Below are 24909 nucleotides of genomic sequence, written 5' to 3'. Positions count from 1 at the left end.
TTATCTGGAGCACGCCATCAGGTTGCGTCAGACTTGGGGCAAGACCCCATCAGTCAGCAGCTGCAGGCTCGCCCAGCCGGCATCGAGCGGCAGTCCGCCGACGAGTGGGTTCATCACGACCTCCCTTCGGCCGCTGCGAATCTGGCCGATCAACTGCTCAGGAGTAAGAATCTCGACGTTGTTCAGGCCGCGCAGCTCCTCGACCGAGCCGGTCGGCTGCTCATTGGGCCGGGGCACGCCCGACCGCTTCCAGGCGCTGTATTCGGCGGTCTCGTTCATGATGTACCTGCCATAACGGGACCAGGCCTCGTCCGGGTCGGGGTGCAGGAGGGTGACCGTACTGCCGTTTTCGGGGTGATAGACGAAGCCCTGTTTGCCCTGGTTGCGCAGCTCCCGCTGATACACCGCCGCAAGTTCGGGCATCGCCATCGGCGGCGAGAACGGCAGTCCGAAGCGCGCGGCTCTCCTGGCTGCCGCACCCGTCATGCCGCCGACGAAGACGATCGGATGGGGGCGGGTATGCGGCTTCGGTGTGACGTTGATGAGTGCGCCCTCATATTCGAACGGCTCGTCGCTCCACGCCTTGAGCATCACCGACAGGCAGCGATCCATCAATGCGCCGCGCTGCGACCAGTCCTTGCCGGCGGCGTGGTATTCCTCAGGCCGGTAACCCATTCCGGCCACAAAGCTGAAGCGACCCCGGGCCAGGTTGTCCAGCACGGCGATATCCTCGGCGAGCCGAATCGGATCGTAGAGCGGGACGATGAGGGCGTTGATGCTGATCCGCACGCTGCGGGTGCGCCCGGCGACCGCAGCGGCCAGAATCAGCGGCGACGGCAGCCAACCGGTCTTGGCCAGATGATGTTCTTCGCCGCTGACCGCGGAGAATCCATGGGTATCGGCGAACTCGGCCATCTCCAGCGCGGCCTGATAGCGGCCGGTGTGCCGGCCCGCGGGATCGGCGATGTTGGTCATGTTCAGCCGTAGTGCGGTGAGCAGACTCATCACTGCTCGCTGACCGGACGCCTGGCAGCCGCGAACAACGTGCCCCGGATCAGTCTCTTTGCCGAGCCCAGCGTGGCTTCATATGCCTCCGGCGCCAAACTGGCCGCCTGCTCGGACAGCCCGCGCGTCAACGCGCAGATGGCCTCTACCGCTCCAGTCGGGTCGGTGTCCGGGGACAGCACACCTTGTCCGTACGCGTCCGCGACGATCTCGCTGACGACGTCGCGCAGCGCCTTGGATCCCGGATACTTCGGACCTCCGCGCGCCGACCGGGCATTGCTTTCGAGGCGGACAGCCCGCAAGAACGCGGCCAGGTGTGGGTAGTCGTGAATCAGCCGTGTCGACTCGTCCAGCACCGCATCGAGTCGGTCGACGACGTCGTCGGACTGGGCCGCGGCCGCACGCAGCCTTGGCAACACGATCTGTTCGATCTCCTCGCCGGTCGCGTTGAGCAGCTCGGACTTGTTGGGGAAATAGTGATAAAGGCTGCCGCTGGTCATGTCGGCCGCGCGGGCGATCTCGCGGATCGTCGCCTGCGAGTAGCCAACCTCGGCAACGCAGCGCATGGCCGCGGCGATGATCCGTTGCCGAGTCTGCTCACCATGTGCGCCCACCGGCCGGCCCAATTGAGACCCTGACGCAGAAGAGCTAACGGTCATGCCGCGCGGCGTCCTCCATTGGTCTGTCGGTCGCCCACCGCCCGCCTGCACGGACGCCGGAACTAATCGATCAGTCGAATATATTCGACCGTGTCGCACCCATGCCGCCCGCCAAGCGCGGGCACCCAACGTGAGTGAGGAACACGCCCACCATGACCCGGGCACAGCTTGGCCGCCCCGTCGGCGCGAGCGGCGAGGAGACCCGCCAGCGCATCATCGTTGCGACGATGCGGTGCGTGGCCGAGGTCGGCTACTCGCAGGCGACGATCCGCGAGATCGCCCGGATGGCGGAGGTGACCAGTGCCAGCTTGTACAACTACTTTCCGAACAAGTCGGAACTGATCAAGGCGACGATCGCGGCCAGGGCCGAGGCCGCTATGCCACGGCTGCGAACTGCGGCGCAAGGTCCCGGCGACGTCGTCGAGCGGATCGAAGCAGTGCTCGACGAATGTGGCCAATTGATGCGCGAGTACCCGGATCTGGCCGCCTTCGAGTGGGCGATCCGGGCGGGAAACATCGTCAGCTCCGATTGGCCCGCAGCCGCCGAGGTGGGTGATCGCGGATTCACGACGTTTCGCGAGATCATCGAGGGCATCGTCGACGATGCCCGGCAGCGCGGCGAACTCGGTGAACAACCCGATGCGCGGGCCACGGTGGAGGCGATCTATGCACTCATCTACGGCCTGACCGAGTTGGCCGCCACCCTGCCGCCCGAGGAGTACCAGGCGGCGCTGAGCTCGGCCAAGGTGTTGGTCAGAGGCGCGCTGTTCGACCGCTCGTAGCCGCGTTGGCTGGCCACATCCTGCCACAGGAATCACAGGGTGTCGGGTGCCCGGCGCGCGATCAGATCCCATTAGACGGCCACATTGGGCTCCGGCTCGCCCAGTGACCGTCTCGACTTGGCTCACGATCCGCGAGCCCGAGCAGTGGCACATCGCTGATCGCCGTCACCAGGATTTCGCCGAACGTGTTCTGAGAGTGAGAAGTTGGCCGATTTTTCGCAGCCATGGCACGCTCGGCGGACCAGGTGCGTAGATCGGCACATTGGGCTCCGGCTCGCCAGTGACCGTTGTGACAGACGTGATGAACGGCGTGTCAGCCCAGGTTGAAATCGATGACTCCGCGGATCAGCTCACCCGCGGCGAGATCGGCATAGGCGTCGTTGATTTCGGCTAGCGCGTACCGCTTGGTGATCATTTCGTCGAGGAGCAGCCGCCCGGATTCGTACAGCGTGGCCAGCAGCGGAATGTCGCTCTTGGGATTGCAGGAGCCGAATACCGTGCCGCACAACGTCTTATTCATCAAAATGAAATCCTGCAACGCGACGTCGACCGCGGATGTCTTCGGTGCGGGCAGGCCGGTGAGCACGCAGGTGCCGCCCTTGCGGGTGAGCTTCAGCGCCGCGTCGACGTCGGCCGCTTCTATCATCGCGGGGGCGACGACGACGGCGTCGGCCATCACGCCGCGGGTTAGTTCGCGCACCAACTCGAACGCTTCGGGCGCGGTTGCCACCGCATGGGTGGCCCCGAATGTCGGCGCGGAGGTGCGCTTGAATTCGGCGGGATCGACCGCGACGATGCGGGCGGCGCCACTGATCCGCGCGCCCTGGATGGCCGCGGTGCCGATCCCGCCGGCGCCGATCACCACCACGGTGTCGCCACCGCGCACCCTGGCGCGACGGGCCGCCGAACCGTATCCGGTCGGAACCGCGCATGCCAGTAGCGCGGCGGGCACCAACGGGAAGCCGGGATCGATCTTGACCAGCGAATCGGCGGACACAACGGTGTGTTCAGCGAACGCCCCGATCTTGGATATGTGTCCCAGGTTCCGCCCGTCGACGGTGTGATGGCGAAATGTGCCGTCGGTCGGCATACCGGGTGCGAGCGTCCCGGCTCCGGTGTCGCACAGGTATTCCATGCCGCAGGCACACCATCGGCACTGACCGCACACGGCGACGAACGACGTCACCACATGGTCGCCGGGCGCGAAACGCCGGACTCCCTCGCCGACCTCGACCACGATGCCCGAGCCTTCGTGTCCGCCGATCGTCGGCGACATCGCCGGGAGTCCCAGGGAACGCAGCGTTTCTGCGGGGGGAGCCAGCCTGCCCTGGCGGATGTGTTCGTCGGAGTGGCACAACCCGGTGGCCGCGAGACGCACCAGGACTTCGCCGAAACGGGGCGGATCCAGGTCGAACTCTTCGACGGTCCACGGGCGGCCGTACTCGTAGAGAATGGCGGCGCGGCTTCTCATGGATCCCTCGCATCCATCATGGCTCCCCGGAACGGCGGGACGACATACTATCAACCGATTGATTATTTGGTTGATAGCGACACCGCGAACAGCCGTGTGCCGATACCATCAAGCGATTGATTACATAGCTTGGTGGAGGAACGGCGATGTCGTACCTGGTGGCGGTTCTACAGCTGTTGTCGTCCGCGGCGACCGAATTGGCAACTATGGGCGCGGCGCTGAAGTCGGCGACCACGGCGGCAGCGCTGCCAACCACCGCAATACCGGCAGCCGCACAGGATGAGGTCTCGACGGCGGTGGCGTCGCTGTTCTCCGCGCATGCCCGCGAATATCAGGCGCTGAGCGCCCGGGCCAGCGATTTCCATCAGCAGTTCGTGGAGTCGTTGACGGCGAGTGCGGGATCGTATGCGGCCGCCGAATCGGCCAATGCCAATCCGCTGGCGCAGGCGGCGCTCAACATGATCAACTCGCCCGCGCAGACCCTGTTGGGCCGTCCGCTGATCGGTGACGGCGCCAACGGGGCGCCCGGCACCGGGCACGACGGCGGGCCGGGCGGGTTGCTGTACGGCAATGGCGGCGACGGCGGATCGGGCGGGGCCGGTCAGGCCGGAGGCAACGGCGGCAGCGCTGGTCTGATCGGCAACGGCGGCGCCGGTGGCCGAGGCGGCGGCGGTGTCGCGGGCGCTTCGGGCGTTTCGGCCGCCCCGCCCGGCGGACGGGGCGGAGCCGGGGGTGTGCTGTGGGGCAACGGCGGAAGCGGCGGCGCCGGCGGGGCCGGTGTGCCGGGCAGCACAGGCGGCGTCGGCGGTGTCGGTGGCCCCGCCCAGTTGATCGGCGACGGCGGCAACGGCGGCATGGGCGGTTCGGGTGCCGACCCCGGCCCGGGTGGAGCCGGCGGTGCCGGTGGACAACTGGCTGGCCGTGCCGGTTCCACCGGGGCACCCGGCACCCAGGTCGGTGCACCCGGCATTCCGGGCGGTCCGTCGGATCCTGGCGGGCCGATTGATCCCGGCCAGAACGCCGTCGACGCTGCCCGTTCCGGCGATCTCGCCTCGTCGAACGGGGGAACCATCACCGACGGTGCTCTCCAGGAGATCTCGGGTATTGACGCCGGCATCAAGAACCCGAATGTCGTTTGGGTGCACAATGATTCGGGGGACTCGGCGCGAATCTTCGCTGTCGACGCAAAGACCGGCCAAACCTTGGGCAGCTACGCACTTGGTGGTGCAAAAGCCGTCGACTGGGAAGACATCGAGGTCGCCACCGCGGCCGACGGCAAGTCCTATATCTATGTCGGCGACATCGGCGACAACGGATTGTCGCGCAGCGACGTCGTCATCTACCGCGTCCCCGAGCCGACGGTGACCGGCACGGCGACCAACCCCACGAACACCACGTTGACGGGGGTCGATCAGCTTCGTCTTGGCTATCCCAATGGAGAAAAGATCAACTCCGAGTCACTGGCCGTCGATCCACGCTCGGGCAACCTGATGGTCATCGAAAAGACCAGCGCCAACATTTCCCGCGTCTATTCGGCACCGGCAACGGCGTGGGGAAGTACCGGTGATACAACGCTGCAACAAGTCGCGACGCTGGACTTGTCGCAGACCAACTCGAAACTTGTCACCAGCGCCGACTTCTCACCAGACGGTTCGGAATTGGCCGTCCGCACCTATCGCGACGTGCTGCTATGGAATCGGGACCCGAACAGCAGTGCCTGGTCGCCGTTCAGCCAACAGCCCGCTATGGGGCCCGCGGTTCCGAACGAATCCCAGGGTGAGGCGATCGCCTTCCACCCGGACGGGGACGGCTACGTCACGGTGAGTGAGGGGACAAATCAGACCTTGCACAACTTCGACGCGCCGTGACCTCGAGGGTGGGTCGGCGGACCGGGCGAGAGACGCCGGTTGCGAAGAATGCCCATGACCGAGCGAGTCAGTGAATACCTGTCGATGACTGCCCCGCTGTGCTGCGCGGCGCCACCCGGCTCGCTCCGTTCAGGGTGCCTCGGCGCCATGGCCTCTGGCTTCTTGTACAAGAAGGCCAGCGGTATGAAAGTCAACCCGACCAGTACGACCGCCACCACAAGCGCCGCGCTGTAGGCGTGCGAAAGGTCGTTCAGAGAAAGGGGCCGCCGCGACATTACCGGTTGGTGGAGCTGGCTGGTCAGGATCACCGACAGGAGCGCGGTGCCCACCGCGGCCGCCACCTGCTGATTGACCTTGATCATCGTCGAACCCCTGGCCATCTGATGTGGGGCCAGCGTCTGCATTGCCCGCGCCGGCGCGCCCGGTCCTCATCGCGGTAGGTGCCGTCGGGATTGAGGCAATCGGCCAAGGTGGCGGCCAGCTCGGCCAGCTGTTCGGGGCGAAACTGGCCGGCTTGGCGGGCCAGCTGGGCTTCGGCGCGCTCGCGGGTGGCTTGATCGACCCAGCCGGGCAGCTGCCGGCAAAACCGGCGGATCACCGTAAGGTGTTCTCTCGGCGCCGATATGACCGTCGCGCTGTGCGGCAGCGGTGGCCGCCAGCGCCGGGGCGATCGGCTCACCGGTCAACCCGCGCCGCGGCCCCAGATCGGCGGCCACATTAATGCGCCGGCCGGCCTCAGCCCGGCTGATCAACGTCCACTCAGCAATCGCATGCGACAGCTTGCCGCCCAACTCTTCGGGGCTGGCCTGGCGGGCCAGGTGGTTGATCAGCTGATGCTCGGGTACCGGTATGAGCCGGCGCGCTGTTTCGCAGCGCTGCAGTAGCGTCAACCACTGCGCGGTGCTCAGCGCATCAAAGTTCAGGCCCACCACCACATCCAGCGCGGCATCCAACCCGTCAAAGGCCGCCGTGATCGCCTGCCAATCCATAGCACCCAACCTATCGGCGGCCTCTGACAAATACCCGGGCAGAAAGTGCCTGCCAACAACCGATTTCACATTTCGCTCACGGCGAACATCGCACCGGAGTTGCCGCGCCCACCAGACCAGTCACAAGACAGACCCGATACCCGAAGTGCCCACCCATGCGCGACAACCCCTACAGTGCAACGGATTTGTCGCGGACAGGCGGGCTCTAGCGGTGGGCAGAAAATGTAGATCATCTGCCGCACACCGGAGGCGTGCTCGACCACGCGACACGCCCGCGCCTGCTGAAAGATCCGGGTTAGCTGAGGGTTGAATTAGCTGCCCGACCGCACGGCCGCGATGACGCCACCGTCGACCAGCAGGTCGGTACCGGTGATAAAGGATGCGTCGGGGCCGAGCAGAAAGGCCGCTGCCGCTGCGATGTCGTCAGGGGTTCCGATGCGGCCAGTGCCCGAGCTGGCGATCATCGCCCGCATGTCTTCGCCGACGCCGGAGTGCAGTTCCTGCTGCCCCATTGGCGTCGAGATGATGCCGGGGCTGATCGAGTTTATCCGAGCGCCGCGGCGGCCCCACTGCGCGCTCGCGGCACACACTCGAATATGATTGGCCCGCTTAGCGATCGGGTAGGCAAAGGCCGGTTCGGTGACCCGGCTGACGAAGTCGAGCGCTAGCAGGTCACCCGGCGGGTTGTGGGCCAGCGCGTGCTCTTGCTCGGCGGTCAGCGGCGGGACCAGGTGGCCTGCCATGCTGGCGATCACCACACCCGCGCCGCCCGGCGCGACGACGTCGCCGAACTCCTGCAGCATCAGCGCAACGCCGACCAGGTCGACAGCCAGGATTGTTTGCGCCCAGGCTTGCACCGGGGAGAGCCCGGCGGTGTGTGCCACGTGGGTGACATTGCCGAGGGAGGCGGCGTACTGCGCGAGCCCGCGAACTGATTCCGCTGAAGCGACGTCGACGCTGCGACCCAGCACGCGATGGCCGGCAGCGGAGAGGGATTCGACGACGGATGCCAGCGCCTCGTCGTTGTTGTCGGCCAGCAGTACCGTCTTGCCAGAGCCCGACCGGCGGGCAATCGCCTGACCGATGCCGCCGGCACCGATAACGGTCAACACATCCCCATGCACAGCCATGCCACTACCTCCGTTCGGGAGACACCTGCGATCGCCAGTCACCACCTCAGGTAGTCAAACCTAAGCTAGACGTGCTCGATGGTGCTGGTGTGCCCGTTGGATTGGGAGGTAAGTTCGGCGGCGGTTCGAGTGCGCATGACAACCCGCGATGGGCGCGAATGGCAAGTATGCGCGCCGTCTTGCGCGGCTCGCCACCCGCACTGAATGATCGGCTCGTGGCCAAGCGCGAAACTCGTGGCGTGAACCGATGGGAACTGATTGCGTGTGCAGTCAGCGGGCACGCCACTTATGCACCCGACGACGAGGCACTCGCAGACCGGCTGAGCGCCACCACCAAACTCGGTGAAGTATGGCGCTGTCTTCGCTGCGGCGACTTCACCCTCGGTGAACCGCATGGACGCGGCCATCCCGAAGACGCACCACTGATCATGCGGGGCAAGGCGTTACGCCAAGCCATCATCATCCGGGTGCTCGCGGTCGAGCGGCTGTTTCGGGCCATGGTGCTCGGTCTCGCCGCGTGGGCGGTGTGGGAGTTTCGCGGGGCACGCGGAGCCATTCAAGCCACCCTCGATCGCGACCTGCCGGTTTTTCGCGCAGCCGGGTTCAAGGTCGATCAAATGTCGGCGATACACGAACTGGAAAAGGCGCTGGCTGCAAAGCCATCCACGCTGACGCTGATCACGTTCATGCTGGCCGCCTATGCGGTCTTGCAGGTGGTCGAGGGCGTGGGCCTATGGCTGTTGAAGCGCTGGGGCGAATACTTCGCGGTCGTGGCAACTTCGCTATTCCTGCCGTTGGAGATCCATGACCTGACCAAGGGCATCACCATGACCCGGGTGGTGACCTTCACCATCAATATGGCTGCGGTGTTGTACCTGTTGATCTCGAAGCGGTTGTTCGGCCTGCGCGGTGGCCGCCAGGCATATGAGGAAGAACGGCACGGCGAGCAGTTGCTCGACCTGGAACGCGCCGCCATGACGACCTGATGGCGCCGCCCGAGCAGGATCGGAGATCGCAATGGGCACCTATGCAATCACCGGAGTGGCATCCGGGATGGGCCGCGCGGCCGCGGCCCGGCTCCGCGACGACGGCCACACGGTGATCGGAGTCGACCTCAAAGACGCCGACGTCGTCGCCGACTTGTCGACACCACAGGGACGTGTGCACGCCGCGGACGGAGTCGTGGTGGCCTCGGGCGGCAGGCTCGACGGTGCCGTACTGGCTGCAGGTTTGGGGCCGGGCCCGGGGCAGGACCGGTTGCGGCGGATCACCCAGGTCAATTACCTGGGCGTGGTCGAATTGCTGCAGGCATGGCGGCCCGCATTGGCCGCCGGCGAACGTGCGAAGGTGGTTGTTATCGGCAGCAACTCGACGACGACGGTTCCGGCGGTTCCCCGGCGAACCGTGCGAGCACTGCTGCAGAATAACGCCGATGGGGCGCTGCGGTCGGTGAAACTATTCGGCAGAGCGGCGCCGTCGATCATGTACGCGGCGTCGAAAATCGCGGTGAGCCGCTGGGTTCGGCGCCATGCCGTGCTGCCGGAATGGGCAGGTTCGGGTATACGGCTCAATGCTCTGGCGCCCGGCGCCATCATGACGCCGCTGCTGCAGGAGCAGCTGTCGGACCCGACGCAAGCCAAAGCCGTTCGGTCGTTCCCTATTCCCATCGGTGGCTTCGGCGACGTCGCGCACATGGCCGACTGGATTTGCTTCCTATTGTCGGACTCCGCCGATTTCCTTTGCGGCAGTGTCGTGTTCGTCGATGGCGGTTCCGACGCATACTTCCGGGCCGATGACTGGCCCAAGCCGGTGCCGGTGCGCCGGCTGCCCAGGTACCTCGTGCGGTTCCGCCGCGGTTCCCGCATGATGACCTCCGGCGATCGGTGATCGGTGATCGATGATCGGTGATCGGTGACCGGGTTGCGGGCGAGCGGCTCGCCGTGACGATCGGGATCATCTGCGCGATCCCGCAGGAGTTGTCCTACCTGCTGGGTTTGATGTCGGGTCCCGAATGGGACCAGATCGCCCAGGTCACCTTCGACGTCGGCGCGCTCGACGACCACCCGGTGGTCTTGGCGGCAGCCGGCATGGGCAAAGTCAACACAAGCGTTGTCGCGACGCTGCTTGCCGACCGATTCCGTTGCCGCATCATTGTTTTCACCGGTGTCGCCGGCGGGCTGGATGCGGAGCTGCAGATCGGCGATATCGTCATCGCCGAACGGGTGGTCCAGCACGATTTCGGCCTGGTGGACGACGGGCAGCTGCAGCCCTACCAACCCGGCCACATACCCTTCATCGAACCGACCGATCAGCTTGGCTATCGGGCCGACCCCGGGCTGATCGAGCGCGTGCGGGACTGTCTTGACGGGTTCACCCTCCCGCCGCTGTCGACTGGCGCGGGTGGCCGCGGCCGGCCGCGGCGAATCACTTTCGGCACCGTTCTGACCGGCGATCAATACCTGCATTGTGAGCGCACCCGCAGCCGACTGCACCGCGAATTCGACGGTCACGCAATCGAAATGGAGGGCGGCGCGCTGGCTCAGGTCTGCGAAGCCTTCGGCATCCCGTGGCTGGTCATCCGCGCGCTCTCCGGCCTTGCCGGCACCGATTCCGGCCTGGACTTCAACCGGTTCGTCAACGAGGTCGCCGACGCTCGGCCCGGATCTTGCTGCGATTGCTCCCGGTGCTCACCCGCCATTGCGCGATCTAGTCTAGTTGTCCTTGGGCGGTACTGATTTAGGGCACCGCGCTGCAGGACGTAACTGCGACGGTCACATCGGCCGCACGGTCTCCACGGGGGTGAGGTGTTAGTTGTGCCCGTCCAATGGGATTTTCAGCGACAAAGTCCGTTACAGGCCTGCATTTGTGGTTGGAAGCATTCAGGGGCTGCGCCCCGGCGTGCGGAGATGACAATCGGGGCTGGTGCGGTCGGGGTTGACGCTTAGGCTTAGGAGGTGCTTCGGCGATCCCATCGCATTCGCTGCCTATCATTCGAGGGTGGGGGCCCATCGGCGATGATCACGTCGATTCAAAGCCGTCACCGCACACTCGATACGGCGGTATAACAGCTGACCCGGTGCGCACGCGAGGCATCTCCGCCACGTCGAATACCTGCCACCACAAGAGTTTCGAGCGAAGGCGCGGGCATCGACCTGCGGAGCACATTGATGACCAGAAGGCTAGGACCCCGCACGCATCCGATCGCCGAACAGATGACGGGTCTCGTGACCCGAGTCGACACAGCATCCTAGGACTGTGCTGATCTAGCCACAGCGCTGAGCGGAGTGCTGGACCATGCAATCACATCTTCAACATGGACCCCAGGTCGAGTCGGTGCGCAATTAGCCCGGCTTTGAGCGACAAGCCAAGGGGAGCAACAAATTTGTCGCTGACAGGCAGGCAAAAAGAGACACCCCGAACCGGCGGAGACTGATGTGGCTGATGGGAAAGCCGCGGTTGCATCCTACAACTTGGGGCACCAGTTCAGCGCCGTGCTAGAAGCGTCCTGAAAACCCGTTGTCAGCCGGCCCGATCACATCGGCACGCCTATCTACCGACCTGTCGCGGGAGGGCGCGGCGCGGACATGAAAGGTCTGTCCGAAGGCAGATCCCCGTCTTCAGACGGTGGGTCAAGCAGGCCCTTTCAGGCCTCGCCCAAGAATGGGCTTGCTGCACTTCGGACAGACCGCCAGGTGCCCTGGCGCTGACTAGTATGGCACCGCGATCGCCTACGCGGCGATGGCCGAAAGTCCCTTAACGCGTCGGCCCAAAGTCACATTGGGCCGGTGCACCGGGCGGCGCTGCACGACCGGCGCGGTTGCCTCAAGCTGGTCGGGCGCGACGACGCGTTGCCGGCCGCCCGCCGACGCGCTGGCTCGGCCGCGATCTGGCCCCGGCCATGTTGCACCGCCACAGCGCCCACAACGAAGCGGTCGCCCGCATCACCCCGAAGTTGCGCAGCTGCTCATTGGTGACCGCCAGCACGGTCAAACCCACCAGCGCAATACCCACCAACACCGCGATCGCAATCATCGTCTTCAACGGCCGCCCGATCATCGAAACGATGATGACTCGGCTGTTGTCGGTGAACGTGGCAGCGGCCAGAGCGTCCATGTCGGGCAGGTCGCGGTGGATCGCGGCGGCGAGCTGCGTCGCGGTGTAGCCGTCTTTGGGCCGGGCCAGGAAATAGGACACCCGATTTCCGGCCCGCACCAGCCGCGCTGCATCGGGCAGCGAGATGAACGCGTAAGTTGCCCAGGGCGGCGGTCTGGTTGGACAAGGACTGCGATCGCCACCCCCAACACCGAGAACACCAACCGGGCACGTTCAGCGACGAGATTCTTGACGGCGACGATCACCAGCTACAAGCCTTTGATCACACGCGAACCTGGTAACCCAACCCACAAAGGAGGTAGTCGCCGGCGAGCCGCAAGAAGTTCCGTGGGAGTTGTCCGACTCGCCACGATTGTCGGCGTACGCCGGTCAACCACCAAAGAGCAGGGCGGCGAAAACGATGGCCATTGCCAGAGCCATCGACATCCGGCCGGTCTGCGCCAGGACGTCGCGCTTGCAGCCCGTCGCACCGCGCCGCCATCCGGCCAGGGAGATGAACGCCCACACGATCGCCGCGGCCGTGAAGACCAAGAACCACAACCAGTTGACGGAATCAACCCATCCCGGCTGGGTGCTGTCCGCCGGCATGGGCATCGCCGACATCTCCATGCCCGGCATCGAGATGGCCGTCGATGCCGGGTGGGGGGTGACCGGGTTGCCGGGCAGTAGATGACCGTTCATCATGACGTACATCCATGTCATGGCGAGCATCATCAATGCGTGGTAGCTGCCTGCTACCCGCTGGGCGATCGTCTTGGCCGAGACGACGGACAGTGCGACAAACCACCCGGCCGCCAGCAGAAAGAAGGCCGCGGGTCCGGTGGTCGGCGCATGGATGCCCCAGGGCCAGATCATCACCACCATGGCAATCGCCATCACCAGATGCAGCCCATTGCTGACGAGGTAGACCCACCGTCGCCGTTGGCCGATCGCGGCGACGACGTAGGTAGCGCCGCTCAGCACGAAAAGCCCGGTCACTAGCCAACGAAGCAGCAGTTCATCGACCATGCGGAGCTCGATCGCCGGGATTCGGGGAGGTCATGACGTCACTTTCAGGATCGGTATCGACGGCCTCCGAAGAATATCCGGTCCGCGGCCGGTAGGTGGGGCCGGCGAATCCAAGGTCGGGCAACGGGCGTCCGGTGCGATATCGGGTCGTAAGCTCGTGGGGTGCAGACCGACGCGACCGCTGACCGTTTGCCGTCGGCGGCGCCGGCCCCGCGGTCGATCTCGTGGGCATTGGCCGGGCTGCTTCTTGGTCTGCTCGGCATCTCGGGGGTGTTGGCTGGCTACGGGCTGGCGTCGGGAGCGCGCCGCTATGCCACGGCGGGTAACCCGTATCCCGGTGGGTTCCTTTGCGTCGCGGAGCCGCTCGGATACTTTCTGGCGTCATTGGCGACCGCAGTGTGCCTGGGTGCACTGGTGTACGTCGTCATCGCGTCGCGCCCGGAACACGACGGCTTGATCGATGCAGCAGCATTCCGGATTCACCTTGTGGCAGAGCGTGTTTCCGTTGCCTGGCTGGGGCTTGCAGTGGTGATGGTGGTCATTCAGGCTGCCCACGATGCCGGTGTGGCGCCGTCGCAGCTGCTGGGCGGTGGAGCGCTGCTCGATGCCGTCGGCGCCTCGGAGGTCGCACGGGGGTGGATCGTGGCGGCGATCGGCGCGCTGGTGGTCGCCGTCACGCTGCGACTCACCAGTCGATGGGTCGGCCATTTCGTGTTGCTCATCCCTACCGTGATCGCCGCGGTTGCGACGGCGGTCACGGGTAACGCGGGGCAGGGGCCGGACCATGACTACACCACCAGCGCCGCGATCGTCTTCACGTTGGCCCTTGCCACGCTGACCGGGCTGAAGACGGCCACTGCGGTGACCACCGCGTCGCCGGGTCGGGCTGTGCAGGTGATGCAGGTGGCCTGCGGAGCGTTGACGCTGTCCTACGGCGCGGTGCTGCTGTATCTGTTGACCCCGGGTTGGTCGTTCGACTCGGACTTTGCTCGCCTCGGTCTGGCGGCGGGCCTGGTGGTAGCGCTGGTGTGGTTATCGGACTGTTGGGGTTTGTTCGTCCGGCCCGCGGGATCCGGGGGTGCCCGTATCGCCGGTGCCGTGGCCATGATGGCCGTGATGGCCGCGGTGGCCGCGATGGCGATTCAGACCGCGCCGCGGTATGTTACCCATCAGTTCTCGGCATGGGACGTCTTTCTCGGGTACGAACTGGCGCAGCCGCCCAACGTCGTCACGTTGCTCACCTCGTGGCGGTTCGACAGCCTGGTCGGGACTCTTGGCGTGGTGCTCGCCGTCGGGTATGTGGTCGCGTACGTGCGCCTGCGGACGAACGGCAATGCCTGGCCCGTCGGCAGATTGATGGCATGGCTGATCGGTTGTGTCGTCCTGGTTTTCACCAGCAGCTCGGGCATGCGCGCCTACGGGTCGGCGATGTTCAGCGTCCACATGGCTGAGCACATGACGCTGAACATGTTCGTCCCGGTGCTGCTGGTATTGGGCGGCCCGGTCACCCTGACGCTGCGGGTATTGCCCGCTGCCGGTGACGGACAGCCGCCCGGGCCCCGCGAGTGGCTGACCTGGCTGCTGCATTCGCGGGTGACGGCGTTCTTGTCGCATCCGATTACCGCGTTCATCCTGTTTGTGGCCTCGCCCTACATCGTTTATTTCACACCGCTGTTCGACATCCTGGTGCGCTACCACTGGGGCCACGAGTTCATGGCCGTCCACTTCCTGATCGTCGGGTACCTCTTCTACTGGGCGATCATCGGTATCGACCCGGGGCCGCGCCGACTTCCCTACCCGGGTCGGATCGGGTTGCTGTTCGCGGTCATGCCATTTCACGCCTTCTTCGGCATCGCGTTGATGACCACGTCATCGGCGATAGGCAGCGGGTTTTACCAGTCGGTTGGTCTGCCGTGGCTGCCGAGTATTGTCGCCGATCAACATCTTGGCGGCGGAATTGCCTGGGGTGCAACGGAACTGCCCATCATCATCGTGATCGTGGCGCTGGTGGCACAGTGGGCGCGCCAAGACCGGCGGGTCGCCGCCCGCGAGGACCGGCATGCGGACAGCAACTACGCCGATGACGACCTGGATGCCTACAACGCGATGCTTCGCGAACTGTCCCGGATGCGCCGATGACGTAGGTGGCCGGATCTGTCCCGTGGCAGTCGGATTCATTTCGGACCCGTCACATCGGCCAGCCGAGTCTCCGCGGGTTTGCGGTGTTGGATTTGCCCGTCTGGCTCGAAAGTTCAAGGTGACCACGAACGCGGCTGGTCAACGGTGTCCTCGTGCGCAGCCTTGGACCACGCACACTTGGGCTGTGTTATTGGCACGCCGCTACCGCTCCTTCGCTCAAACCGCTTGCGATGGCAGGCGTTCGGGGGATGTCTTACGTGCTCACCGAATCGGCTGTCATGTCGCCGTATCGAGTGTGCGGTGACGGCTTTGACTGTGTGCGTAGGGCGGGAACATTTATGATCGGCCGCCTTGACGGCACAGTCGGCGCCGTGAGCGCACACTCGGCGTCATCAGCCATCGACCCAACCGCACCAGCACGCGATTTCCATCTCCCCACCCCGGGGCCGCAGCCCGCTAGATGAGCGCGATCCTAGCCCGCCGCCGGGATCCGGGGCATGACATAGGCGCGCGGCGGGATCCGCAACACGCTGTTGACACCGCTGCCACCGCCGGAGGGTGTCGGCCCGAGCGGTAGCCCGCCCAGCATGTGTCCCGGCGCGCTTTGCGCAGCGCCGCCCAGGCTGGTAGCCGGCAACGCTCGAACCGCTGGGTTGATCGCGTGACTGGCCGCGGCCCAGCTTTGCGGTACCGATAACGAGCCAACCGAAGCGGCCCGGCCCAACCCGGCCGCCAACCCCGCATCGCCCAGCCCGCCAGATGCCGACCCCAGCGCGGTCGTCCCGCCCGCAATCGCCTCGGCCGCGGCGCCGGCAGCCTCGCTGACCGCAGCGGGCACCGCCCTGGACATCGCGGCCCCCATCTGGGTCATGGCAAGCGTGTTGTTGGTCACCGACACACAGTTCTGACCTATTGACACGATGTCTCTGAAGGTGCCCAGGTGCGACGAGATCTCCCTCCACAGTTCCACCAGCCAGTTCCACGGTGCCGGCTCGCTGAGCATTCGTAGCGCCCGGGGCACCTCGGACATCAGCTGCCTCATGGCGGCGGCTTCGACCTCCCCGACCAGTGCGAGCTGCCTGGCCAGCCCATCGGTGCGGGTGGTTTCCGGGGCCTCCTCGAACGGCGTCAACGTCGACGCGGCCGCCGAGGCAGCCGCATAGCCATACATCGCGGCGGCGTCCCGGGCCCACATCTCCGCGTACTCCGCTTCGGTCGCGGCGATCGCCGCGGCGTTCTGCCCGAAGATATCGGTGGCGACCAGTGTCATGAGCATGGCCCGGTTCTCCGCGATAACCGGTGGCGGCACCGTCATCGAGAACACCGCATTGAACGCGGTCACCGCCGCCATGGCCTGAATGCCGGCCTGCTCGGCCTGGGTCGCGGTAGCGTTCATCCACGCGACATACGGCGCTGCCGCGGCCGCCATCAACACCGACGCCGGACCCAGCCAGGAACCCACCGTCAGCCCCGAGATGGCCGACTCGTATGAGGCGGCCAGCGAGTACAGATCGGCGGCCAGACATTCCCACGCCGCCACCGCGGCCAGCAGCGAGCCCGCACCCGGACCGGCGTACATCCTGGCGGAGTTGATCTCCGGTGGCAGTGCTCCGAAATCCATCATGTGTGTGCCCTCGTCCTGGCTCAGCTGACTTAGCGGGCTGTCATCGCGTCGGCGGCCGCAGCGGCGGTGTACGAACCGGAGCCGGTCCCGAAGCCGGCCAAAGCACTGACCACCCGATATCGCGCTGCGCCGGGCCCACCGCATGCATGGGTTCTCGTGGACGTCGGCAGCATTGCCGGTTGCGGCGCAACGACCATCCGCTTCCTCCTCAGTTCAGCGAAGCCCGAGCAGTCGCACGGGTGATCAAAGTTGTTGCGAATCAAGCGGTCTGAAAGCTCGCGGGACCTCCGCCGCGGGCTGCGTTGGCGTGACGGAGCGCTGCCGATAACCGCTGTACCAGTGCCGCGGCCGACGCTTCGACGCCGCCACTCGCCGCGGGGTTATCGAGTGATACCTAGGTTATCGTTTGATACCCGACGTGTCAAGGGTCGTTGATCGTCGGATGTTGGCAACCGTGGGCGCTCGCTCGGAGCCGGGGGGCGGCGCGCCCTTGACCGGTGGTTATCATGTGATAACATCGCACCGTGCTGCTATCGGGCGATAACCTGCGTGGGCTCGAAGGTTTCGGCGACCCGCCGGACCGACACGTGTCTAACCACAATTCGTTAGCCGAAATCCGTTGCACCGCTGATGCTTGTGGCATCAGGCCGGCTCGGCGCGACATTGCGATCTAGCGTGGTCATGGCGATGTCTCAGCAGCCGTCCGTGGCAATCGTTGTCCCTGCGCGTAATGAAGAACGATTTATCGGCAAATGTCTTGACGCATGCCTCGGTCAAACGTCGGCACCGGACGAGATAATCGTTGTCAATAACAAATCGAGTGACAACACCGTATCGATCGTGCGTCGGTATCAAGAAGAGAACCCACATATCGACATACGGCTGCTCGACCAAAATGAGCATCTAGGTATCGCGCCGACGCGCAACTGTGGATTCGACCATGCTCGCAGTCAGATCATCGGCCGGATTGATGCCGATTCCATCATTGACACCGACTGGGTCGAGACGATTCGGCAGTGCTTTCAAGACTCCGCCGTTGACGCGGTCACCGGCCCGGTCCACTATTACGATATTCCGCTGCGTGGGTCGATATTCAGGATCGACCACATGGTCCGCCGCAACCTGCATCGCACGGCAACCGATCAACGGTTCCTCTTGGGTGCCAACATGGCAATCCGGACCTCGGCGTGGCAGGCGGTGCGTCATCTCACGCAGCTGGATCTGGAAGACCGACTGCACGAAGACATCGATCTTGCACTGACGCTGTTCAAGAATAATTTCGAGATCGCATACGAATCCACGATGGTGGTGGGCGCGTCTGGCCGCCGGGTGGAATGTTCACCGCTCGACTTTTTTCGATATGCCACGCGTTATACCAGGACCACAAAGGCGCACGGCGTCAAGAGTCGTGCCGTTCTCATGCTGGGATATTTCCCGGTTCGAACACTGCGGTTCTTTTACGACTCCGAAAGCAATCGGTTCACGTTATCACGGCTACGTGGCCGCTTCACCATCGACGTTGGGCTGCGGGCTCGGCGGGCTCGGCGGGCTTGGACGGCCGTCAGTTCGCTCGCATGACGACGGGATAGCGAGCGATGGCACCGCCTCGTGCCGTGGTTTAGTACCTGCGCATGAACGCAGGTGTTTGGCCTTCAAGCGTGTCGCACCAAGTTCCGGACGTCGGCCGACGACGAGTCGTCTTGGACGAGCTCGCCGAGCGGGCGGGCCGGCCCGGCGCCGGTCGGGGCATCACCGTCAATCTTCCGTCGCGAAAGGCACGTCGGAAATGAGCGACCACCACATCGAAACCTTCGGTGCCGCAGCCACTTATGGCGGCCACCACGGCCACCACGGCCACAGTGGCCCCGGGCATTCCCACAATCACGACCACGGCCACGACCATCCTAAGGGGTGGCGGGCCATGGTAAGAGAGATCTTCGCCCCGCACTCTCACGACGCCGCCGACAGCATCGACGATGCGCTGGAATCCAGTGCGGCCGGGATCAGTGCGGTCAAGATCAGCCTGTTGGTGCTGGGAATCACCGCGGTCGCCCAGATTGCCGTCGTGATCATCTCCGGGTCGATTGCCCTTGCGGCCGACACCATCCACAACTTCTCCGACGCGCTCACCGCGGTGCCGTTGTGGATCGCATTCGCACTGAGCACCAAGGCTGCCACCCGCCGCTACACCTACGGCTTCGGCCGTGTCGAGGATCTGGCCGGCCTATTCGTCGTAGCGATGATCACGATGTCGGCCATCATCGCCGGCTACGAGGCCGTTGTGCGGCTCATCCACCCCAGCCCGTCGAAAACGTCGGCTGGGTTGCCCTGGCCGGACTAATGGGATTCATCGGCAACGAATGGTTCGCGCTGTACCGGATCGGCGTCGGCCGACGCATCGGCTCAGCCGCCCTGGTCGCCGACGGCCTGCACGCCCGTACCGACGGCTTCACCTCCCTGGCCGTCCTTTTTGCCGCCGGCGCTGTCGCCCTGGGCTTCCCGCTGGCCGACCCGATCATCGGTCTGGTGATCACCGTGGCCATTCTGGCTGTGCTGCGGACCGCAGTGCGCGACGTGTTCCACCGCCTGCTGGACGGTCTGGACCCGGCCCTCATCGACGCCGCTGAAGCCGCCCTGGCCGCCCGGCCAGGGGTCCGATCAGTTCGCAGCCTACGGATGCGCTGGATCGGCCACCGCGTGCACGCCGACGCCGAACTCGACATCGAGTCAACCCTGAGCCTGGCTGACGCCCACCGCATTGCCCACGACGGGGAACACGACCTCATCCGCGCCGTCCCCAAACTCACCACGGCCCTAATCCACGCCTACCCCGCCGACCATCCAAACGCTGCAGAGCAGCACCGCCATGGCGGCGAGCCGCCAACCGAGACCAGCGCTTCTTAGCGCTGGCAACAGCGCTCGCCCACGTGATTTGCGCTATCCGGCCGCCGGCGGACGTGGCACGACCGCGGGACGGAACCCGTATCGCGGCACCGCACCGCCCATGCCCTGGCCGGCCGTCCCGGCGATCGGAACCCCCGGCATTCCCGGCACGCCCGCCGCGCTTTCGGGCACCACACCCCAGCTGGTCGGGAGCGCCGCGGCGGCAGAGCCGGCCGCGGGAAGTGCGGCCCAGCTTGCCGGCACCGACAACGCGCCGATCGATCCCGCTCCGCCCATACTCGCCGACATCGCCGCACCGGCCGACGACATACCGGCCATCGAACCAAGCCCACCCGCCAGCGCCGAACCCAACGACGCCGCGTCGCCGGTGGCGACCTGCGCCGCCGACCCCGCCACCAGCGAGAGCGACGCCAGCGACTGGGTCAGCCCCAAACACGAACTGACCGAGCTCAGGATCAGCGGCGCGGCGGTGACAAAGATGAAGTCCAGCCAGTCCGGGGGGTCCATGGACAACATCGGTGATGCGAGTTCCTGCAGGGCCCGGGGCACCCGGGACAGCAGTTGCGACAGCGTGGTCATTTGCGCGTTCGACTCGGCGGCCCTGGCCACCGCTGCGGCCTGAGCGGTCAATCCTGCTTCGTTGGTGGTTGGCGGCGGGTCGGCGAAAGGCGCCACCCGGGATGCAGCCGCGGAGGCGGCCGCATACGCGTACATCGCGGCAGCGTCCTGCGCCCACATTTCGGCGTACTGCGTCTCGGTAGTCGCGATCGCCGTGATGTTTTGGCCAAGAGCATTGGTCGCGACCAGCCAGCACAACATCGTCCTGTTGGCCGCCACCTCCGCCGGCGGAACCGTCATGTGAAACGCCACCTCAAAGGCCTGCGCTGCCGCCCTGGCCTGGCTCGCCGCGTGCTGTGCCTGGGAAGCGGTGGTGGCAAGCCAGGACACATACGGTGCCGCCGCCGCAGCCATGGACGCCGATACGGAACCCCGCCATGGTCCCTCGGTCAGTCCCGACACCACCGACAGGTAGTCGACCGCCGTCGCGTACAAGTCGGCGGCCAGCACCTCCCACGCCGCGGCTGCGGCCCGCAACGACCCCGAGCCGCCGCCGGCGTACATCCGACCCGAATTGATCTCCGGGGGCAACGCTGCGAAATCCAGCATGGCTAACCGCCGACAGCTTCGACAAGGCGCCGTGGCGCGACCAATGGCCAGTGTGCACGAAGCGTTTCGGCTCCAAAGTTCATCGAAGACATGGAGGTTGCTCCTTAAGTCAGCCCGGAAGGCGGCGAAGTTATCAGGCGATAACCGCCACCACCAGCCAGGTTATCAGCGGATAACTTGATGTCAAGGTCGCCGTCGAAAAGACTTGGCTCGGGCCTGGAGTGGCTTCGATAATCGCCCGAAGCGCTCACGCGAAGGCCGAGGGCTGATCACCCGGCCGCGACTCCCAGGGCCCGCCTCGGCCCGCTCGCCGGTGCGGTGTGCCTGCTGTGCCGAGACAGGCCCGCCACAGCGACCAATCCCACGACAATCAATGCCCCCCAGGCAAATTCGTCGACGTTGAAGCGGTGTGCCGCACTGAGCAGCGCCCCGGTCGCCAGATTGCCGATGAGCAGACCGATTCCGACAACGGTCTTGTAAAAGCCGTAATGGGTGGCCACCAGCCGGTCTCCGGCCAACGACACCACCCTGTCCAGCTCGAAGGGAAACACCACCGCAGCGGCAAGCGCGAGCAGGCTCGCCGACAGCAACAGCGCCAGCACCGCGGCGGCAGTACCGAACCGTTGCTCGTTGGGAACGACCGCAAGGGGCACGAACGATCCCGTCAGCAACATGACTCCGATGGGGAGGCTGCGCCCCGGCTCCCACCGCGCCCCGAACCAGCGGGTGAGGTGGCGCTGGCCGGCGACCGTGACCAAACTCGATATCAGGAAAAGCACTGCCACCAGCGATGTCTGGGAGCGCGGTGCCAGCCGCGACGCATGCAGCGGAAGGGCGAGATTGATCTGGAATTCCAGCACGTACGCGCCGATCATGGCTGCGGCGAACCACAATACCGCTCGGTTGCCCAACACGACGCGCCAGTCCTCGATGACCGAGCTCTTCTCCGCTTTCCGTGCCTTGCCCGCGGCCCGGCCGGCTTTGTCCGGGGGTAGCGCCAGCAGCTGTGCGACACTGAGGGCCGCGAAAACGACCGCAGCGGCCATGACTGAAATCCGGAAATCCATTGCCACCAACGCCAATCCAATCAGCGGGCCGAGGAGAATCCCTGACTGGTAGAAGACGTTGAACATCGCAAACGCTTCGATCCTGCGGTTTTCGGCGTCGGCCGCGAGGTAGGCGCGCGCTGCGGGATTGAACAGGGCGCCCGCGAAACCCATTGCCGCCGAGGCGATCACCACAATCGGCAGTGACTGCGCGAGCACCAGCAGCACGAATCCGCCGGTACGCACCAGACATCCGGCCACGATCATCGGCTTGTAGCCGAACCGGTCGGCCAACGTGCCTCCCACGAAGAACATGCCCTGTTGGGCGAAGTTGCGCACACCCAGCACCAGGCCCACCGCCCACGCCGCCAGCCCCAGCGGGCCCGCCAGATAGCCGGCCAAGTACGGCATCAGCATGTAGAAGCCCACATTGATGGCGAACTGGTTGACCATCAGGACGCGGCTGGGATGATTGAAGCTGCGGAAGTGAGCAACTATTCCCATCGTCACATCACCCGAGTCGGGCTCCGTGGCGTGTCGGCAGCCGGGGCTATTGCCGACGGTGACGCGGTGGCGCAGGCGGAAAGCAACCGTCGTTGCCGGTGATCGAAAGCCGGGCTCGTTGACCGGCCAGCGCGGGCCAGTCGCCATGGCCGACCGACCCCGGCACGCACTACACCCGGTAGTGCCGGATCTTCTCGCGGTTCGTCGGGGTGCGAATCCTTTTGGGTGGTAAGCAGTTTGCTGGCGATAATGGCGGCGACGTTCATCATCAGCAGACGTAACACCTGCATGGTCGCCACCAGCGGCTCGGCCGCCGAGTCGCTGGCTGCCAGCGCTACATAGATTCCGCCCGGTGTGGTCGCCAGATATGCCTGCGAAAAGGTCACGCCGGTCCAAGCCGACACCACGACTGTCAATACCAAACATCCACCGATCGCCACGCCAATGAAGGCGCATGTCAGTGGCAGTAGCCGAAGGCATTGACGGAGGGCGCACAGGGTGAGGGCACCTCCGGCCTGCCACCCGATCACCACGTATGCGACGGCATTGAGTTCGGACGGCAGGGCCAGCACGAATTGCCCCGGGCCGGGGAATTGAGTCACCAGCGCGACCAGCATGGGAGCGATCAGAAACGGCGCCGGCCATTTCCACCTCAACCCGGCGTAACCGGCCGCGACGATGACCGCGATCGCGGCCGCACTGGAGATCAGCGTGACGTGACTCCCGGCTGGATGCGGCCGGGCCGCTGGCGCGCCGACACAGTGCAGGACCAGCGGAACCGTCAGCGCGACCACGACCACCCGAAGGTATTGCGATAGCGCCACGTAACGATGATCGACGCGCAATTCCGGTGCCATGGTGCATATTCCGCTGGCCCCACCCGCCAATGTCGACAGCAACGCGGTTGCCGGCGACAGCGTTTTCGCGGCGCGGGTCAAGGCAAGTCCGCAGACTAGGCATAGGATCAGCGTCGCTGCGGAGCACACCGCGGAGATTCCGAGGTAGCCGGCGATCGTGGTACTGGCCAGGCCGCTCAGCGGCACGGCGACCGCCATGCCGATGCATCCTTGCGCCGGCCGAAGCAGGAACTTGTGCGGCACAAACTCCCGGCCCGCCAACACCGCTATGCATCCGGCACTGGCTAGCGCGGCGATCAGCCATCCGATCGGCATGTGACATGCCGAGAGCAGTAGCCCCAGTGTCATCGTGAGTAGCACACAGCACAACCAGTAGCCGGCGGTTCGCCACTTTTGTCGCATATTCATCGTTCAGGCAACCATCTTGTCCAGGTCGGCAAATACATAGCCGTCGAACAGCTTTCGCGCCGTGCTGCGCAGCACCGCGGAAATCCCGTCGGCCCGGCCGCCACCAATGACTTCCACGTCCATCGCGCCGGCTGGATGTTCGATCACCAACGGCCCGGCGGTGAAGCGTTGGGGGAGAAGTCTTCCGACGACCGTGTCGCAGAAGGTTGCTGCCGTCGCCAGACATAGCGCTCCGGAAACCGCGTGGGTTGGATGGCAGCTGCTCGGTACGAAGTAACGTGACCGGAGATCGCCACGGTGCGACTTGGTGACCAGCATGACCTTTGGCAGAACGCGTCCGGTGACGTCGCCGAGGCCCATCGCGACCGCCGCACGCAGCCGGACGGATTCGATATTGCGCAGCAATTCGCGATCGCCGGTGAGCTGCTGCGGCGATTCGTCGCCCGCGATCCCGAACGCTTCCGCGTGGGCGATGATGGCGCACACCCCGGCGTCGATCGCGGTGACCGCGACTCCGTCGACATCGTCGACGGGATTTCCCGTCGGGAACAACGTCCCGGTGCTCCCGCCGCAGAACTCGCTGAACACCATGTCGATCGCCGCCGCGCGGCCTGGCACACCGCTGATTTCGAATCCGCCGGCATACCTGAGCTGCCCGCCCGGGGTGGGCACCGAAACCGTGACGGTAGCGCCGGTGTTGACCAGGTGGACCCGGATCGGGGTGTAACCGTCAACCGTTGCGACAAGTCCGCGCTCGATCGCGAACGGTCCCACCCCGGCGAGGATGTTCCCGCACGTCGGTGTCCAATCCACCCGCATGGATTCGACATCCACCTGCGCGAAGAGATAGTCGATGTCGCAGCCGGCACGGGTCGCCGGCCCCACTATCGCGACCTTGCTGGTCGTTGAGCTGCCGCCGCCGAGGCCGTCGATCTGCCGGTGATCCGGCGACCCCATGACGGCAGGCAGCAACACATTCGGGTCTGCGCTGACGCGATCGAGATCCGACTTGAGCAGGTAGACCCCTTTGGAGGTGCCGCCTCGCATCAACATCGCTGGCACCGAGATCATTTGGGGCCCACTAGCCGTCGGCTGGCCGGCTTGGGTTTCACCACGGACATAGACATTGTCTTTTTGGACCCTCCTTGGAGTGCTGGGCTAACTGCCCGGCGCCAGTGAGGGCGGTGCAGTTGACGGCGGTATCGACTGATAACCTAAGTTATCAATTGATATCC

The 24909-nt window shown here is 65.5% G+C and carries 16 protein-coding genes and 6 pseudogenes; 9 read left to right on the top strand and 13 right to left on the bottom strand.

The window, feature by feature from the left end; all coding sequences use genetic code 11:
- Positions 1–27: 27 nt before the first annotated feature.
- Both CDN38_RS13060 and CDN38_RS13055 read right to left on the bottom strand, forming a co-directional pair.
- Positions 28–1005: an LLM class flavin-dependent oxidoreductase gene (locus CDN38_RS13060; RefSeq protein ID WP_099318990.1), complete on the bottom strand. Its 978-nt coding sequence runs from the start codon at positions 1003–1005 to the stop codon at positions 28–30.
- The gene (locus CDN38_RS13055; RefSeq protein ID WP_075512195.1) at positions 1005–1664 is read right to left on the bottom strand and encodes a TetR/AcrR family transcriptional regulator; all 660 of its coding nucleotides are present in this window, start codon (positions 1662–1664) and stop codon (positions 1005–1007) included. The genes CDN38_RS13060 and CDN38_RS13055 overlap by 1 nt, the downstream gene beginning before the upstream one ends.
- A gap of 152 nt (positions 1665–1816) precedes the next feature.
- On the opposite strand from CDN38_RS13055, the gene CDN38_RS13050 reads away from it, so the two are divergent.
- Positions 1817–2446 (top strand): TetR/AcrR family transcriptional regulator, encoded by a 630-nt coding sequence (locus CDN38_RS13050; RefSeq protein ID WP_075512194.1) that lies wholly within the window; start codon positions 1817–1819, stop codon positions 2444–2446.
- Positions 2447–2759: 313 nt separating this feature from the next.
- On the opposite strand, the gene CDN38_RS13045 is transcribed toward CDN38_RS13050, so the two are convergent.
- A complete protein-coding gene (locus CDN38_RS13045; RefSeq protein ID WP_075512193.1) occupies positions 2760–3917 on the bottom strand; it encodes a Zn-dependent alcohol dehydrogenase in 1158 nt (385 codons plus the stop codon).
- 146 nt (positions 3918–4063) lie between these two features.
- On the opposite strand from CDN38_RS13045, the gene CDN38_RS13040 reads away from it, so the two are divergent.
- Positions 4064–5785: a PE domain-containing protein gene (locus tag CDN38_RS13040; RefSeq protein ID WP_099318989.1), complete on the top strand. Its 1722-nt coding sequence runs from the start codon at positions 4064–4066 to the stop codon at positions 5783–5785.
- Here the strand turns inward: CDN38_RS13040 and CDN38_RS29420 are convergent.
- The 3 genes and pseudogenes from CDN38_RS29420 to CDN38_RS13025 form a co-directional block, all read right to left on the bottom strand.
- Positions 5755–6198, bottom strand: a pseudogene (locus CDN38_RS29420) (hypothetical protein); the annotation flags it as partial. The gene CDN38_RS13040 and the pseudogene CDN38_RS29420 sit on opposite strands and share 31 nt — an antisense overlap.
- Positions 6195–6774 (bottom strand): annotated as a pseudogene (locus tag CDN38_RS13030) (DUF222 domain-containing protein); the annotation flags it as partial. The pseudogenes CDN38_RS13030 and CDN38_RS29420, both read right to left, overlap by 4 nt.
- 311 nt (positions 6775–7085) lie before the next feature.
- Positions 7086–7898 carry an SDR family oxidoreductase gene (locus tag CDN38_RS13025; RefSeq protein ID WP_099319386.1) on the bottom strand — a complete coding sequence of 271 codons (813 nt, stop codon included), beginning with the start codon at positions 7896–7898 and terminating at the stop codon, positions 7086–7088.
- A 173-nt stretch (positions 7899–8071) separates the two neighbouring features.
- On the opposite strand from CDN38_RS13025, the gene CDN38_RS13020 reads away from it, so the two are divergent.
- The 4 genes and pseudogenes from CDN38_RS13020 to CDN38_RS33005 all read left to right on the top strand — a co-directional run.
- A complete protein-coding gene (locus tag CDN38_RS13020; RefSeq protein ID WP_051507750.1) occupies positions 8072–8890 on the top strand; it encodes a DUF2127 domain-containing protein in 819 nt (272 codons plus the stop codon).
- A 31-nt stretch (positions 8891–8921) separates the two neighbouring features.
- Entirely contained in the window at positions 8922–9791 is an 870-nt protein-coding gene (locus CDN38_RS13015; protein ID WP_036408559.1) for an SDR family oxidoreductase, read from the top strand.
- 53 nt (positions 9792–9844) lie between these two features.
- Positions 9845–10614, top strand: a pseudogene (locus tag CDN38_RS13010) (5'-methylthioadenosine/adenosylhomocysteine nucleosidase).
- Between the two features lie 1107 nt (positions 10615–11721).
- A pseudogene (locus tag CDN38_RS33005) lies at positions 11722–11847 on the top strand (hypothetical protein); the annotation flags it as partial.
- On the opposite strand, the pseudogene CDN38_RS13005 reads toward CDN38_RS33005, so the two are convergent.
- Both CDN38_RS13005 and CDN38_RS13000 read right to left on the bottom strand, forming a co-directional pair.
- Positions 11838–12183 (bottom strand): annotated as a pseudogene (locus CDN38_RS13005) (ABC transporter permease family protein); the annotation flags it as partial. The pseudogenes CDN38_RS33005 and CDN38_RS13005 sit on opposite strands and share 10 nt — an antisense overlap.
- A 203-nt stretch (positions 12184–12386) precedes the next feature.
- Complete coding sequence (locus CDN38_RS13000) at positions 12387–13025, bottom strand: DUF5134 domain-containing protein (protein WP_036408875.1); 639 nt, start codon at positions 13023–13025, stop codon at positions 12387–12389.
- 162 nt (positions 13026–13187) lie between these two features.
- Between CDN38_RS13000 and CDN38_RS12995 the strand changes: the two genes are divergently transcribed.
- Positions 13188–15164, top strand: a complete 1977-nt coding sequence (locus tag CDN38_RS12995; protein ID WP_036408877.1) for a cytochrome c oxidase assembly protein — start codon at positions 13188–13190, stop codon at positions 15162–15164.
- 472 nt (positions 15165–15636) lie between these two features.
- Here the strand turns inward: CDN38_RS12995 and CDN38_RS12990 are convergent, their stop codons facing one another.
- Positions 15637–16788: a PPE family protein gene (locus tag CDN38_RS12990; protein WP_036412047.1), complete on the bottom strand. Its 1152-nt coding sequence runs from the start codon at positions 16786–16788 to the stop codon at positions 15637–15639.
- A 630-nt stretch (positions 16789–17418) separates the two neighbouring features.
- Here CDN38_RS12990 and CDN38_RS12985 point away from each other — a divergent pair.
- Positions 17419–18366, top strand: a complete 948-nt coding sequence (locus CDN38_RS12985; RefSeq protein ID WP_082277289.1) for a glycosyltransferase family 2 protein — start codon at positions 17419–17421, stop codon at positions 18364–18366.
- A 343-nt stretch (positions 18367–18709) separates the two neighbouring features.
- Positions 18710–19692 (top strand): annotated as a pseudogene (locus CDN38_RS12980) (cation diffusion facilitator family transporter).
- A 33-nt stretch (positions 19693–19725) separates the two neighbouring features.
- On the opposite strand, the gene CDN38_RS12975 reads toward CDN38_RS12980, so the two are convergent.
- The 4 genes from CDN38_RS12975 to CDN38_RS12960 all read right to left on the bottom strand — a co-directional run bounded on the left by CDN38_RS12975 (position 19726) and on the right by CDN38_RS12960 (position 24745).
- Positions 19726–20859, bottom strand: coding sequence for a PPE family protein (locus tag CDN38_RS12975; protein WP_036412049.1), 1134 nt, complete (start codon positions 20857–20859; stop codon positions 19726–19728).
- Between the two features lie 269 nt (positions 20860–21128).
- On the bottom strand, positions 21129–22409 hold the full coding sequence (locus CDN38_RS12970) for an MFS transporter (protein WP_036418620.1): 1281 nt from the start codon (positions 22407–22409) through the stop codon (positions 21129–21131).
- A gap of 2 nt (positions 22410–22411) precedes the next feature.
- A complete protein-coding gene (locus tag CDN38_RS12965) occupies positions 22412–23614 on the bottom strand; it encodes an AbrB family transcriptional regulator (protein ID WP_161951669.1) in 1203 nt (400 codons plus the stop codon).
- A 63-nt stretch (positions 23615–23677) separates the two neighbouring features.
- Positions 23678–24745 carry a PrpF domain-containing protein gene (locus CDN38_RS12960; protein WP_075512189.1) on the bottom strand — a complete coding sequence of 356 codons (1068 nt, stop codon included), beginning with the start codon at positions 24743–24745 and terminating at the stop codon, positions 23678–23680.
- Between the last annotated feature and the right edge of the window lie 164 nt (positions 24746–24909).

Origin of the sequence: Mycobacterium ostraviense (assembly GCF_002705925.1) — a bacterium.
Classification (GTDB): Bacteria; Actinomycetota; Actinomycetes; order Mycobacteriales; family Mycobacteriaceae; genus Mycobacterium; species Mycobacterium ostraviense.
This window is presented reverse-complemented; position numbering and strand designations above follow the sequence as displayed.

What these genes read in the sequence shown, in the direction of transcription:
- CDN38_RS13020 (WP_051507750.1), top strand. Translation starts at nt 8,072, where the DNA reads ATGCGCGCCGTCTTGCGCGGCTCGCCACCCGCACTGAATGATCGGCTC.
- CDN38_RS12960 (WP_075512189.1), bottom strand. Translation starts at nt 24,745, where the DNA reads ATGATCTCGGTGCCAGCGATGTTGATGCGAGGCGGCACCTCCAAAGGG.
- CDN38_RS12975 (WP_036412049.1), bottom strand. Translation starts at nt 20,859, where the DNA reads ATGCTGGATTTCGCAGCGTTGCCCCCGGAGATCAATTCGGGTCGGATG.
- CDN38_RS13050 (WP_075512194.1), top strand. Translation starts at nt 1,817, where the DNA reads ATGACCCGGGCACAGCTTGGCCGCCCCGTCGGCGCGAGCGGCGAGGAG.
- CDN38_RS13045 (WP_075512193.1), bottom strand. Translation starts at nt 3,917, where the DNA reads ATGAGAAGCCGCGCCGCCATTCTCTACGAGTACGGCCGCCCGTGGACC.
- CDN38_RS12970 (WP_036418620.1), bottom strand. Translation starts at nt 22,409, where the DNA reads ATGGGAATAGTTGCTCACTTCCGCAGCTTCAATCATCCCAGCCGCGTC.
- CDN38_RS12985 (WP_082277289.1), top strand. Translation starts at nt 17,419, where the DNA reads ATGCTTGTGGCATCAGGCCGGCTCGGCGCGACATTGCGATCTAGCGTG.
- CDN38_RS13000 (WP_036408875.1), bottom strand. Translation starts at nt 13,025, where the DNA reads ATGGTCGATGAACTGCTGCTTCGTTGGCTAGTGACCGGGCTTTTCGTG.
- CDN38_RS13015 (WP_036408559.1), top strand. Translation starts at nt 8,922, where the DNA reads ATGGGCACCTATGCAATCACCGGAGTGGCATCCGGGATGGGCCGCGCG.
- CDN38_RS12965 (WP_161951669.1), bottom strand. Translation starts at nt 23,614, where the DNA reads ATGACACTGGGGCTACTGCTCTCGGCATGTCACATGCCGATCGGATGG.
- CDN38_RS13055 (WP_075512195.1), bottom strand. Translation starts at nt 1,664, where the DNA reads ATGACCGTTAGCTCTTCTGCGTCAGGGTCTCAATTGGGCCGGCCGGTG.
- CDN38_RS13060 (WP_099318990.1), bottom strand. Translation starts at nt 1,005, where the DNA reads ATGAGTCTGCTCACCGCACTACGGCTGAACATGACCAACATCGCCGAT.
- CDN38_RS12990 (WP_036412047.1), bottom strand. Translation starts at nt 16,788, where the DNA reads ATGATGGATTTCGGAGCACTGCCACCGGAGATCAACTCCGCCAGGATG.
- CDN38_RS13040 (WP_099318989.1), top strand. Translation starts at nt 4,064, where the DNA reads ATGTCGTACCTGGTGGCGGTTCTACAGCTGTTGTCGTCCGCGGCGACC.